This is a genomic window from Niallia yueguangensis (assembly GCF_052663115.1).
Genome location: NZ_JBQTCX010000009.1, coordinates 178205 through 192403 on the forward strand (window position 1 = coordinate 178205; position 14199 = coordinate 192403).

Consider the following 14199-nt stretch of genomic DNA (forward strand, 5'->3'; position numbering starts at 1 on the left):
AGTCTGCGAATATAAAAGCAACAATCAATACGAAAACAGCTAAACAGCCTTACTTTTAGAGGCATGGGGTTATTTTCACAAGAGCTAGGCGCCGGAGCTAGATGCGGACCAACCCCTTTAGTTATTCATAACTTCATTTCGTTTATAATTTTCTAGACGATAAAAAAAGATGACCCTATTTAGAGCCACCTTTTAAGCAATCAGACTATTTACTTTAATATCGAGAATAGCGGCTTACATTTAATAACACCCCAATGGCAACAAGCATTAATGTCAACGAAGATCCTCCGTAGCTTAAAAAGGGAAGTGTTATGCCGGTAACCGGCATTAAGCCTGTAACAACGCCAATATTGATCATTACTTGAATCGCAACCATGGCAATAATCCCAACTGCTAAAAAACTTCCAAATAAATCTTGTGCGCCTAAGGCAATTCTAATTCCCCGCCATAATAATAAAGCAAAAAGCAATAATATTAAAGAACCACCAATAAACCCAAGTTCTTCCGATAAAATAGCAAAGATAAAATCGGTTTGCGGTTCAGGCAAATAAAAGAACTTTTGTCTGCTTTCTCCCAGTCCTAAGCCGAACAGTCCCCCTGGTCCAATCGCGTATAAAGATTGAATAATTTGAAATCCACTTCCTAACGGATCAGACCATGGATCAAGAAATGAGGTGATCCTTTTTATCCGATAAGGAGCCGATGCAACTAAACCGACAAATCCACCTAGTCCAATTAAAGCAAGAATAGCAAAATGACGAATTCTTGCACCGGCAATAAAAATCATGACAATACTTGTCCCGACCATAACCGTTCCAGTTCCTAAATCCGGCTGAAGCATAATCATGCCAAATGCTAAAAAAACAATTCCTAATGCTGGAAGCAACCCTCTTTTGAAGGAAGTAATTTTTTTTTGATTTTCAGATAAAAATTTTGCTAAAAAAGCAATCATTGCCATTTTCATAAACTCGGAAGGTTGAATGGAAAACGCTCCTACTCCTATCCAACTTCTTGAACCGTTCCTAACATTTCCTATTCCAGGAATTAACACAAGTACTAATAAAACGAAACAAATAATCACAATCATTTTCGCCCATGTTCGCCATGTCCAATAATCAATATTCATAATAAAAAACATCGCAACAATTCCTACTCCGGCAAAAAGCATCTGCCTTTTAGCAAAGAAAAAGGAATCATCAAACTTAAACTGTGCCCACACGGCACTTGCACTATACACCATTATTAACCCAATAGCCAGCAAGGTAAATGTAATGATAATCAATATTATATCTGGAGTCGCTTTTTTTGTCGGCACTTCTACCACACCTCGAGTTGCAAGTATTAGGGCTTGCAAAAGACGCAGGGAACTTTTATTTCCGTCTAAAACATAAAGATTAGTGAAGTTTTCGTGCTGAAAAAGTCCTTTTACACTTTCAACGATCTATTAGTATGACAAGCCCTTATTTAAGCTTATGCACCGCATTGATAAAAATGTCTCCTCTTACCTCAAAAGTTTTATATTGATCCCAGCTTGCACACGCTGGTGAAAGAAGAATGACATCCCCTTCTTCTGAATAATCAAAAGCAGCAGGTACAGCTTTTTCCACATTATCGACACGTTGAATGTTTTTTATTCCCGCTTGTTCACCTAATCGTTCCATCTTTTCTGCTGTTTGTCCAAAGGTTATCATTGCTTTTACATTGTTGAGAGATGGCAGCAACTCATCAAATTCATTTCCTCGATCGAGTCCTCCTGCAAGTAAAATAACTGGCGCATCAAAAGCAGCAAGGGCATTTTTTGTTGCTAATATATTGGTCGCTTTTGAGTCATTATAAAATCTGCGCCCTTTTATTTCATTTATATATTGTAAACGATGTTTTACCCCTTTAAAGGAATTTAATATAGCAAAAATATTTTCATTACGAACACCTGTTAATTTTGCTGCTGCAACAGACGATAAAATATTTTCCAGATTATGAGCACCTGGCAACACAATGTCTTTTACATCCATTACTTTTTCGTCATGAAAATAAATGCCGCCTTCTTTTACATAGGCACCAAACGCTAATGGTCGAATGGTAGAAAAAGGGATAATCGTTGCTTTGCTGCTTTTAGCAATATTCATTACCTCTTCTTGCTCCACATTTACAATCAAATAATCATATTCATCTTGGTTTTTTGTGATATTCCCTTTTGCTTGAGCATACTCTTCCCGTGTTCCATGATAATCCAAATGAGCGTCATAAATATTTGTAATAATAGCGATTTTCGGTTTAAATTGATCAATTCCCATTAACTGAAAGGAAGAAAGCTCAATCACCATTTGATTATCTTTTTCCGCATTTTGGGCAACGCTTGATGCAACCATCCCGATATTTCCTGCAATAAGCGGTTTTTTATTGTCTTGTTTTAACATTTCGAATAATAGCGTAGTCGTCGTTGTTTTCCCATTAGAACCTGTTATCGCAAAGAAAGGAGCTTCTGATATACGATAAGCAAGCTCTACTTCTGTTATAACCGGGATTCCTTTTTCTATTGCTCCTTTAATCATCGGATTAAAATAAGGAATACCTGGATTTTTTACAATCAACTGAAACCCTTCCTCTAACAGTTCAATTGGATGACTACCGCAAATAACAGTAACTCCTTGTTCAAGAAGGCCTTGCGCTTCTGGATTTTCATCAAGTGGCTTACTGTCATTTACAGTTACAAACGCACCTAATTTATGCAGCAACGCGGCAGCGCTAACCCCACTTTTGGCTAATCCAAGTACTAAAACCTTTTTGTGATAATAATCTTTTATATGTTTCACTTATAACCACACCTCGATATAGATTCCTAATATAGCAAATATCAATCCTACACTCCAGAATGTAACTACTACTCTCCATTCTGACCAGCCAACTAGTTCATAATGATGGTGCAAAGGACTCATTCTGAAGATTCTTCTGCCCGTAGATTTAAAAGAAATTACTTGCAGTATAACAGACAATGTTTCAATGACAAAAACGCCGCCTATTAAAATAAGAAGAATTTCCAGCTTCGTTAAAATCGCGATCGCAGCTATTGCACCACCAAGCGCCAATGACCCAGTATCCCCCATAAATACTTTTGCCGGATGTGCATTAAATACTAAAAATCCTAATACAGCGCCGACAATTGCCACTGCAAAAATACTAATTTCATATTGTGATTGACTCCATGCTAATACAGCAAATGCACCAAAACTGATAGCAGCGGTTCCTGATACTAATCCATCCAACCCATCTGTTAAATTAACAGCGTTAGAAAACCCTACTAACCAGAAAATAATAAATAATACATAAAACCAACCTAAGTCAAAGGACTTATCAATAAATGGAATATGGATGGCAGTGGAAAAATCCGTTTGTTTTAAGACAAAATAAACGACAACCGAAATAATAATTTGGCCGAGTAATTTTTGTTTCGATGTTAATCCTAAATTTCGTTTCATCACTACTTTAATAAAATCATCTAAAAATCCTAATAATCCAAAACCTAACATCACAAACAGCAATAAATAGGTTTTAATCGTTGGTTCTGAAAATTTGCTTGTCATAACCAATGTTGTCACGACAACAGATAATAAAATCATTACACCGCCCATTGTCGGTGTACCCGATTTTTTTTGGTGTGATTTTGGACCTTCTTCTCTTATACTTTGTCCGAATTTTAATCTTCTTAAGAAAGGAATAAAAATGGGAGAAATTAATACGGTGATTAAAAACCCTAAAAGAATAGTAAAAAAGATTGTTTGCTCCAACATTTTATTCCCCTCCTTTCTTGTCTTTTGCTAGCAATGATTTTACGATTTCTGCTATTACCGCTATATCATATGTTTCTTTTTCTTTATTCAGACTTGTTTCTTGTTGATAAATAAATTTTGTTGTATTGCTTCCTTTTACTAATTGATGTTCATATATTTCTATCATTTTTTTTAAGCCTTTCTTTAGATCATTTGTATAAAATATTGGAAAGTGATTTGGTGTATATGCAGGAATTGGCTTTTCTTTTTCCCAAATGGTTCCGATTGCTCCATTAGCAATCGCTTCGTCCAATTCTCCGGATTCTTTGCCAAATAACGGCACAAAAAGTCCTTTTGGCTGCTTGACACCGGCATAAAACGATACTGTTTGAAAAATAATGTTGTCGTCGCCAAATCCTTTAGCATTTGGAATTGCTTGAGTTATAAACTTATAGGACAGTTCCATTTTTTCGCTCCTCAATCGCTTCTTTCGCAACAAGGCGGTCATCAAAATCGAACACGTTTGCACCTATTTGCTGATACGTTTCATGCCCTTTGCCAGCAATTAAAATGACATCTTTTGCTTTTGCCTCTTTGACTGCATAATAGATTGCTTTTTTCCGATCTTCTATCATATGATAGCTTTTCCCTTTTACTCCCGCTTCCATCTCTTTTAAGATTTGAACAGGATCTTCACTTCGAGGATTATCACTTGTAAAAATAGCATGCGTTGCATTTTCACAAGCAATAGCAGCCATAAGCGGGCGTTTTGTTTTATCCCGGTCGCCGCCACAGCCGACGATGACATATATATCTTTTTCAGCAAACTGCTTCACTGTTTTCAACGCATTTTCTAAGCTGTCTGGTGTGTGAGAATAATCAACAATAACGGAAAAATCTTGTCCGGCATCCACTGTTTCGAACCTTCCGGAAACGCCTTCTACTTTTTCAATTGCTTTAATAATCTGCTCAATCGGGATATTGCAGACAATGCCTGCTGCGATACTTGCCAATGTATTATAGACGCTGAATTTGCCGACCATTTTAATGGAAACAGGAAAATCTCCTACGGGTGTATGTAATTGAAAACTAGTACCTGAAGCGGTTATGCTTATGTTTTTTGCTGAAACATCTGCATCTGTATCAATCCCATATGTCAGGACAATCGCTGCTGTTTGCTGCTCAAATTCTTTGCTGCATGGATCATCATTATTTAATATCGCATATTTCGGTTTTTCTGCTGAAAATGTATTGCCTAGCCTTGTAAATAATAGTCCTTTTGCCCTTTTATACTCTTCCATCGTACCATGATAATCTAAATGGTCTTGTGATAAATTTGTAAAGACAGCTATATCAAAATCACAGCCGAAAACTCTTCCTTCGACTAAGGCATGGCTGGACACTTCCATTACAGCGGTCTCTACATTCTGTTCCACCATTTGATGAAAAATTTTCTGAAGCGTAACCGGCTCTGGCGTCGTATTTTTTGTTTCTTGGATCTCTTCCTTGATTTTTGTATACATCGTGCCGATAATGCCTGTGTTCTGCTGTACTTCTTTTAAAATCGCTTCGATTAAATGGCTTGTTGTTGTTTTCCCATTAGTGCCTGTAATTCCGATTAATTGCAGCTTTTGCGTTGCATGGCTGTAAAAAACATCAGCCAGGATACTGCTTGCTTTTTTTGTATCTTTTACTACAATTACAGGAATAGGAAGGTTTAATGGTTTTTCTGCAATAACAGCCACAGCGCCCGCTTCATACGCTTTCCTTGCAAAGTGGTGACCATCGACCGTAAAACCTTTTATACAAATAAATAAACTGCCTTGTTTTACTTTGCGATTATCATTTTCAATGGATAAAATGTCGATGTCTTCTCCAGAATAAGAAGTGTACGGTTGTAAACATTTTAGTAGTTGTTTTAATTGCATTTCTTAAATTCCTCTCTTCTGTAACTCCGTATGTATTCTATTTCCGATAAAACGATTGCGTGCTAGTTAATAAGTGGAAATAGTTATATTATAAAACGAATACATGTATCAAGCAAAACAAATTCCACAGCGTATTTATTTTACATGATAGTAATCAATTTCGCCATGCTGATTATTAATTTAATATGTTACTATATTCTTTCTATTATTAAAGGACGACGCAAACGGCCGCCCTTTAATTATCATAATAAATTCTTATCGTTGATCCTTCTTTTACTTTTGAACCAGGTCTAGGGGATTGTTTGATGACTGTATCTCCACTTCCACTTGGTTCAATCTTCAGGTTAAGAAATATTTCACTAATTTCTGTTTTGCTAACTCCTACTAAATCAGGCACTTCTATTAAAGGAGTGTCTGGATATTTATATTTTTTTTCGATTTGATCTTTTTGCTCTGGCACCCCCATTGCCCGCAAGCTGTCCCCCATGATTTTCCCAACAATTGGGGCAGCTACGGTACCACCAAATTGCACCGTTCCTTTTGGGTGATCAACTGCTACATATACAACAAGCTGTGGGTCATTTGCTGGTGCAAAACCGATAAAGGACACGATATAGTTATTTTCTAAATATCTTCCGCCAGAAGCTTTTTGGGCAGTACCTGTTTTTCCTCCTACACGGTATCCTTCCACAAATGCTTTTCCCCCAGTTCCTTGCGCTACTACACTTTCTAATGCCTCTCTCACTTTTTTTGATGTTTCTTCTGAAATTACTTTTCGCTTAGCAACTGGTTGTTTCTCCATTATCACTTCGTTGGTAACTGGATCAATCAACTCTTTTGCCACGTATGGCGTATATAATGTGCCTCCGTTAATGGCGGCAGACAATGCGGTTACTTGCTGTATCGGCGTAACAGCCACCCCTTGTCCAAATGCGGTCGTTGCCTGCTCCACTGGACCAACTCTATCCATATTAAACAAAATTCCTTTTGATTCTCCTTGTAGATCGATGCCTGTTTTTTCACCAAACCCAAAATTGCGGATATATTGAAATAATTTGTCTTTTCCTAAACGCTGTCCTAGTTCAACAAAACCTGGGTTGCAGGAATTTTGCACTACTTCGAGGAAAGATTGAGATCCATGTCCACCGCGTTTCCAGCATTTTAATTTTGCTCCACCTACTTCTGCATATCCACGATCATAGAAATGATCCTTTTGCAAATCTACTTTTCCTTCCTCCAACGCAGCTGCTAATGTAATTATTTTAAAGGTGGATCCTGGTTCATAAGAGCGCCAAATAGGTAAATTTCGGTTAAAAACATCAGACGAAACATTTTTGAAATCAGCTGGATCAAAGCCTGGCCTGCTCGACATCGCAATAATTTCACCCGTTTTCGGATTCATTGCAATCGCCATAATGGCATCTGGGTTATACGTTTGCTCTGCTATGTCCAACTCTCTTTCGATAATCGTTTGTACTTTTGTATCAATCGTTAGTCTCAGATTATAGCCATTAATAGGTGCTTCATAATCATCTGCCATATCATTCATTCTTTGCCCCTTTGCATCTGAATAATATTGAACAGACCCTTTTTTCCCTTTTAACTCATCGTCATATTCTAACTCCAAACCGACTAGCCCTTGGTTATCGATCCCTGCAAACCCTAATACATGGGATAAATAATTGCCAAACGGATACGAACGCTTAGAATCTTCGCCAATATACACCCCATTAATATCCAGCGCTCGCACTTTTTTTGCTTTTTCATGAGAAATTTTTCTTCCTTCTGGTAGCCGTACACTCATTTCTTTTTTTATGATTTGCTTATAAATCGATTCCTTGTCCGCTTCTAACACAGCGGCTAATTTTTCAGCTGCATTTGCTGGATCTTTAATCTGTCTTGGGACAATATAAACGGTTGGAGCACTTATATTCGTTGCCAGGGCTACTCCATTCCTGTCCACTATTTCGCCTCTCTCTGGCTCAAATTGAATTTGTCTGCTCCATAAGCTTTTCGCTTTCGTCGTTAATTCATTTCCTAAAAAAAACTGCACATATGCCAAGCGTAAATCAATAATAAAAAATATAACAATTCCTGCTAATAATGCTATCGTTAACCGTTTTCGAACAGTAACGTTTGAAACACGCATATAGAAAAGAACCTCCTTTTTAACTAGCTCGTTTCAATATATGCTTGTACTAGTTTAGATAGAACGCTCTATAAATAAAGTAAAACGCACTGCTAAACAGTGCGTTCTCTCGTTATTCCGATTTCTTTAATTTAATGTTTAGCGTTTCATTGCCTTTTACTGTGGAGCCTGCTTTTATACTTTGTGAACTTACATAGCCGCTGCCGCTTGATTTTACTTTAATCCCTGTTACTTCGCTTACTTTTAACACATCTCTTAAAGACCAGCCAATCATATTTGGCATTGTAGCTTCTCCATCTGTTTGCAGCAATACTTTTTCACCTGCTAAAAACGAATCAGCTGCTTTTGGCAATTGGGTAGTAATGGTGCTTCCTTTTCCGATGATAATAGGTTGTAATCCTTGATTTTTCATTTTCTTTTCTGCATCATTTATCATTAGACCCTTTACATCTGGCACTTCAATCGGCTGAACAGATGGTTTCGCAGAAGGTGTTATGTCCATATACTGAAGGCTGCTTTTCATGACCGAAGTAAAAATCGTAGAAACTGGATCTGATCCAACTTTTCCATTTCCTAATTGCGGCTGTTTAACAGCAACATACATTATTAATTCTGGATCATCTTTAGGAGCCATACCCATAAATGAAAATACGTAATTACTTTCCCCTTTTAAATAGCCTCCGCTATATGAGATGGAAGCAGTTCCTGTTTTTCCGGCTACATCATATCCTTCAATTTTATATTTTTGTCCTGTTCCATTTTTGCTTGTAATGACCGTTTCTAAGTAGTCGCGGACTTGTTTAGCTGTTGCTGCAGAAATCGGATTTCCAGTTAATTCTGTTGCAGTTTTCTTTATTACATCCCCTGAATTAGCGTCAACAATTTTATCAATAACATGAGGTTTTACCATTTTTCCATTGTTGGCAATGGCTGTTGCTGCCTGAATTTGCTGAATCGGTGTCAACGCTGTTCCTTGTCCATAAGCTGTTGTCACTTTTTCTACCGGCCATGTAAAAGCAATCGAGCTGTTTGCTTCATGAGGCAAATCAATTCCTGTTGGCTGATCGAACCCAAACTTCGTTAAATACTCTCTTAATCGATCAAAACCTAATTTTTCTTTCGCTATTTTTGCAAATGCTACGTTTGAAGATCGTTGCAAGCCTTCCAAGTAAGTAATTGTTCCCCATCCCACCCTATTATGATCATGAATTTCTGTATTTGGCGCATTAGGTATTGCCCTGTATTTACCAGATTTATATTTTTCGTCTGGATTAAACACACCTTCTTCCACCGCTGCAGCAAGTGTAAAAATTTTCATCGTAGATCCTGGCTCATAAGATGTTTCAATTGCTTCATTATGCCATGATTGATTAATTCCTTCCTTTGTCGCAGAATTAAAGGTTGGCCGCTGGCTCATGGCGAGAATTTCGCCTGTTTTTGGGTTGGCAACAATCGCAATCATTTTTTCCGGATTATATTCCTTATCGACCTTCGTCATCGTATCATCTAAAAATGATTGAATTTTTTTATCGAGCGTTAAATACACAGTATTTCCGTTTTTGGCAGGCACGACATTTTCTTTGCTTCTAGGGAGAATATAACCCCAATAATCACTTTTATATTTCATATAGCCATCTGTACCAGATAATAGCTTATTTAAACTTTGTTCTACTCCTAACTTCCCTGTTCCTGTGTACTTGCCTGTTTGTTCGTCTTCTTTTTCTTCGACAAACCCAATCACATGGGATGCAAACGTGCCATTCGGATAATTGCGTTTTTTCCCTTCCACAATTGCAATGCCCGGCAGCTTTAAATTTTCAATTTTCTTTTTCGTTTCATAGGAAAGATTTTTTCCGGCTGATCCAAACTCAACTTGTTTGGCACCCTCTTTAGTTAAAATTCTATAAATCTCCGACTCTTGTAAATCAATATATTTTGCAAGCTCTTTTGCTGTTTTTTCCGGGTTTTTTACATGAACCGGATTATCCGGATCATTTTCACTTAAACTGCTGTCTGTTATTGCAACAAGCTTATACGAGGATGCGTCTTCTGCAATGACCTCGCCATTACGATCAAGAATGCTTCCTCTTGAAGCTTCGAGAACTTTTTCTGATGTATATTTTTTTTCTGCTTTTGCAGCAAGCACTTCTCCTGATACTTCACCCGTTGCTTGAATAAAAATAAAACGAATAATCAATATAAAAAAGAGCAGACAGAAACATAAAAATACAATGGCTGCTCCAAGATTTATATTTGGCTGTTTTCGAATCATTATTGCACAACCTTCACATTGTCTTTACTAAAATCTAAGCCTAATTTTTCAGCTGCTTTTCTGATTCTTTCAAAGCTGCTTAAGTCTTTTACTTGAATATCAAGTTCTTTATTTGATTTTTCCAGTTTGTTTATTGAGTTTTGTGCAATTTGAATGTTTTTATTTACTTGATATATTTCCGCTTGGTTGCCGACAATCTTCACCGCACCAAAACATAAAAGCGCTGCAAATGTGACACCTAGTATTTTTTCTCCAGGAGATAATAATGATTTTGTTTGTTTTATTACCTTTTTAACCGTTTGCTGTTCACTTTGATAACTTTCTTCTTGAAGCTTTCTAGCCAAATTGCTCATTTTATTACCTCCTGTAAGTTCCATTTTATAATTTTTCTGCTACACGTAATTTCGCTGATCTTGCCCGGTTGTTTTCTTCTAATTCTTGTTCGGATGGAATAATCGGTTTTCTTGTGACAAGTTTTAATTCGGGTTTAAACTCATCTGGAATAACAGGTAATCCCGGCGGTAAATTCGGAAGATCACTTGCCTTTTTAAAAGTTGATTTACAGATTCGATCTTCAAGGGAATGAAAGGTAATAACACTGATTCGACCACCTTTATTCAATAATGAAATCGCTTGATTTAAAGAAGATTCAAACACACCTAACTCATCATTTACAGCAATTCGTATCGCTTGAAAGATCCTTTTAGCCGGATGTCCGCCTTTTCGTCTTGCTGGTGCGGGAATGCCTTCTTTAATTAATTCCACCAGCTGCCCAGTTGTCTCAATCGGACTGATGCTTCTCGCTGCTTCAATTTTTCTGGCAATTTGCTTCGAGAATTTTTCTTCTCCATATCGGAAAAATATTTTCACTAGCTGCTCATAGCTCCAAGAGTTTACGACATCATATGCTGATACGTCTCCCTCATGATCCATACGCATATCAAGTGGCGCATCATGATGGTAGCTGAAACCACGCTCCGGTGTATCTAATTGAGGAGATGAAACTCCTAAATCATATAAAATACCGTCAACGTGAAAAATTCCTAACTTTTTAATTTCTTGTTCCAATTGACTAAAATTACTTTTCACAATCGTCAATTTGTTTTTGTATGCAGCTAGTTTTTGTTCTGCATTGCTAATAGCTGTATCATCTTGATCAAAAGCGATCAGTCTTCCTTTGTCTGATAGCTTTGAAAGAATCAGTTCACTATGTCCTGCACCACCAAGGGTACAATCGATATAAATGCCATCTGGCCGGATTGCTAACGCATCGACCGCTTCATGAAGTAATACCGTTGTATGATTAAACATGTTGTCCACCTGTCTATTATTTTTTCTGAATATTTTTGTATGTATCCTGCTCTTATAGTCCTTTGCAAATCCATGAAGGATTGTGAGTGACAATTCATACTAGTTTCTGTTAAAAAATGCTTTGTGTATTTGCCTTCGAAACGTTTACAAAAGGATGCTTGCATCAAACATTAAATATCAAACCCAATCATATTTTCTGCAATTTCTGCAAAAGAATCCTCTGATTCGGAAAAATAATCTTCCCAAAGGTTTTTGCTCCAAATTTCTATACGATTGGATACACCTAAAACCACACATTCTTTTTCTAATTTTGCATATTGGAATAATGAGGAAGCAATATTGATGCGCCCTTGTTTATCCAGTTCGCATTCAGTTGCTCCAGAGAAGAAAAAACGGGTAAAAGCGCGAGCGTCTTTTTTTGTAAGAGGAAGTGCTTTTAATTTTTCTTCGATAATATTCCACTCACTTAAAGGGTATCCAAATAAACATTGATCAAGTCCACGGGTTAAAATAAAGGTTTCGCCAAGATGCTCTCTAAATTTCGCAGGCACTATCAAACGGCCTTTCGCATCAACATTATGATGATATTCGCCCATAAACATACCTGCTTCCCCCACTTCCTTACCTCAATGTACCACAATCCCCCACTTTCCTCCACTATATATTAGATTCTATCTATTTACACAATATCCTGCAAGGAAAATCACATAATTTATAATAGGAATCTTCTTCCTAATAGCTGAGCATTATATGCTTGCACAAAAAATAGGAAAGGCACCTAATAAAGGACCTTTCCTATCAGCCTTATAATTTAATTACTTTATGCTTACCATCAAACTCCATCGAAACTTTCATTAATTCATCTAAAAAATCCAATCCATATTTATTAAGAAAATACGTTATATTCCATACCCGTTCTTGTGGAGCGCCATCTGGTTTCATATTTCTTTCCATTCGATTGAATTTATTTACTATCACTTCATGTTTGTGTTTTACTGATTCTTCCACTTTTACTCCCATAAAATCCAACTGCTTTAATATAAAACCTTCATTCTTTTTCAATAGCGGAAGCAGCCCTTTTGTATCTTTTGTAATTTCATCTTCTAATTGCAGATAATTCTTTTGAATATCTTCTTTTACTTTGCTTAATATCGCTGCGATTTTTTCATTCGCTACAGAATGTAAAAACTGTTCACATTTTTCTTTTGTTCCAGATGTAATAACTTCCGAAATCGTTAACTGTAATTCCTTCATATCCGCTTCTACACAACGCTCTAACAGCGTAATATTAAGACGCGGTACGATAGGAGGCATCTTTATGCCCATCCATTCAAACGCTTTTTTTAATTCAGCCCAGTAGGCAATTTCTCCAGGACCTCCAATAAAAGCTAATGTTGGAAATAATAAATCTTGTGTAATGGGCCTTGTCACCACATTATTACTCAATTTATTTGGAAATTCACTAGCTATTTCCTTTAATTGCTTTTTCGTAAATTGAACTGTTTTATCTTTGCCGATAAATACATTTTGTTCTGCATCAAACTGCAGCAGCACTCTTTCTTGTATTGCTTCATCATAATAAAATAGATTTGCTGGATTTTCACTCATTTCAATAACAAGAGGGTATCCTGATTCTTTTACAATAGACTGCTGTTCTTTTACACAATCAGCTAGTTTATCTGCATGATCAATTTGTTTCAAAAAAATCTCTTTTTCTAATAAGCGTAAATTCTTATCTCCTGAATCCACTAATAACAATCCATACTCACGAAATAACCCCATCGTTATATAACTGAATAAATCAACAAATGTATCGGATTGGGCAATTGCTTCTTTTAAAAAGATTAATAACTGTTGGGAAAATTCTGTTTCACCATAACTTTCGACTACATCCTCGATCCACTCTAAACAGACATTTTTATCTAATGAAATATCAGATGCCATTTTTTTTTCGATAATTTTTTGTGGATAAAGCTTTTTTTCCATTTTTTCTTTTCCAGGTGTAAAAATATGGTTCACTTCCAAATAATCATGATCCTCACCAGCTACCCAAAAAACAGGAACTACCGAAATGCCTAATTCTGCCTCTTTTTCCTTTGCAAGTAAAATAATACTGATTACTTTATGGATGGAATAAAGCGGGCCAGTTAAAATTCCTGCTTGCTGCCCTCCTATAACAACAACGCTGTCGTCTTCTCTAAGCTTATTGATTGATTGTTGAACAGATTCGGAGGAAGGAAATTTCTCCATATATTTTTCTATATAATCCGCTACTTCTTGCCTCATAAACTTTCGTGTTTTTAATTCATTTAGCCTATCTTCATAACTCCCTTGATGCTGAAAAGAATAATGAAAAAAATTCATTATCTCCTTCGTTTGTGCTATGTAATCTGTCACAAACTTATTAGCAGTTTGCAACGACAGATTAATCATCTCCATTTATGTACTCCCCTTTTTATCAAAGTTTTTCATTATGTTTTATTAAATACCTTACTAACGTTACTACACCATTAATACATTTACATTGAGTATATCATTGTCAAAATCAAAGGAAAAAATCTTTGCTTATCATTTTTTATAAATTCAAACTTCGCACTTTCAAATTCGTTTGCAAATCTTAATAGGACTTGGTTTAGAACAATAAAAAGTAAGGCTTGTTTTTTATTGTTGAGGTTGCTTTCCACTACGGGTTGCTTCGCTTTCCGCGGGGTGGGAGCTGAGCCTCCTCGGCGTTGCCTTGCGGGGTCTCAGCCTTCCCACATTTCCCGCAGG

11 protein-coding genes are annotated in these 14199 nt (G+C 36.6%); all 11 read right to left on the minus strand.

Annotated elements, in window-relative coordinates:
- Positions 1 to 214 precede the first annotated feature (214 nt).
- The 11 genes from spoVE to bshC all read right to left on the minus strand — a co-directional run bounded on the left by spoVE (position 215) and on the right by bshC (position 13866).
- Positions 215 to 1315, minus strand: a complete 1101-nt coding sequence (gene spoVE, locus ACTYA4_RS10770) for a stage V sporulation protein E (protein WP_443481496.1) — start codon at positions 1313 to 1315, stop codon at positions 215 to 217.
- Positions 1316 to 1460: 145 nt separating this feature from the next.
- Positions 1461 to 2813 carry a UDP-N-acetylmuramoyl-L-alanine--D-glutamate ligase gene (gene murD, locus ACTYA4_RS10775; protein WP_443481497.1) on the minus strand — a complete coding sequence of 451 codons (1353 nt, stop codon included), beginning with the start codon at positions 2811 to 2813 and terminating at the stop codon, positions 1461 to 1463.
- Positions 2814 to 3788: a phospho-N-acetylmuramoyl-pentapeptide-transferase gene (mraY, locus tag ACTYA4_RS10780; RefSeq protein WP_443481498.1), complete on the minus strand. Its 975-nt coding sequence runs from the start codon at positions 3786 to 3788 to the stop codon at positions 2814 to 2816.
- Between the two features lies 1 nt (position 3789).
- Positions 3790 to 4233 (minus strand): UDP-N-acetylmuramoyl-tripeptide--D-alanyl-D-alanine ligase, encoded by a 444-nt coding sequence (locus ACTYA4_RS10785; RefSeq protein ID WP_443481499.1) that lies wholly within the window; start codon positions 4231 to 4233, stop codon positions 3790 to 3792.
- Positions 4217 to 5695: a UDP-N-acetylmuramoyl-L-alanyl-D-glutamate--2,6-diaminopimelate ligase gene (locus tag ACTYA4_RS10790; protein WP_443481500.1), complete on the minus strand. Its 1479-nt coding sequence runs from the start codon at positions 5693 to 5695 to the stop codon at positions 4217 to 4219. The genes ACTYA4_RS10785 and ACTYA4_RS10790 overlap by 17 nt, the downstream gene beginning before the upstream one ends.
- A gap of 235 nt (positions 5696 to 5930) precedes the next feature.
- Positions 5931 to 7844 carry a stage V sporulation protein D gene (locus ACTYA4_RS10795; RefSeq protein WP_443481501.1) on the minus strand — a complete coding sequence of 638 codons (1914 nt, stop codon included), beginning with the start codon at positions 7842 to 7844 and terminating at the stop codon, positions 5931 to 5933.
- Between the two features lie 112 nt (positions 7845 to 7956).
- Positions 7957 to 10116: a penicillin-binding protein gene (locus ACTYA4_RS10800; RefSeq protein WP_443481502.1), complete on the minus strand. Its 2160-nt coding sequence runs from the start codon at positions 10114 to 10116 to the stop codon at positions 7957 to 7959.
- Complete coding sequence (gene ftsL, locus ACTYA4_RS10805; protein ID WP_443481503.1) at positions 10116 to 10469, minus strand: cell division protein FtsL; 354 nt, start codon at positions 10467 to 10469, stop codon at positions 10116 to 10118. The genes ACTYA4_RS10800 and ftsL overlap by 1 nt, the downstream gene beginning before the upstream one ends.
- Before the next feature lie 25 nt (positions 10470 to 10494).
- Positions 10495 to 11427, minus strand: coding sequence for a 16S rRNA (cytosine(1402)-N(4))-methyltransferase RsmH (gene rsmH, locus ACTYA4_RS10810; RefSeq protein WP_443481504.1), 933 nt, complete (start codon positions 11425 to 11427; stop codon positions 10495 to 10497).
- Positions 11428 to 11597: 170 nt separating this feature from the next.
- Complete coding sequence (mraZ, locus tag ACTYA4_RS10815; RefSeq protein ID WP_443481505.1) at positions 11598 to 12029, minus strand: division/cell wall cluster transcriptional repressor MraZ; 432 nt, start codon at positions 12027 to 12029, stop codon at positions 11598 to 11600.
- Positions 12030 to 12231: 202 nt separating this feature from the next.
- Positions 12232 to 13866: a bacillithiol biosynthesis cysteine-adding enzyme BshC gene (gene bshC / locus ACTYA4_RS10820; protein WP_443481506.1), complete on the minus strand. Its 1635-nt coding sequence runs from the start codon at positions 13864 to 13866 to the stop codon at positions 12232 to 12234.
- Positions 13867 to 14199 lie beyond the last annotated feature (333 nt).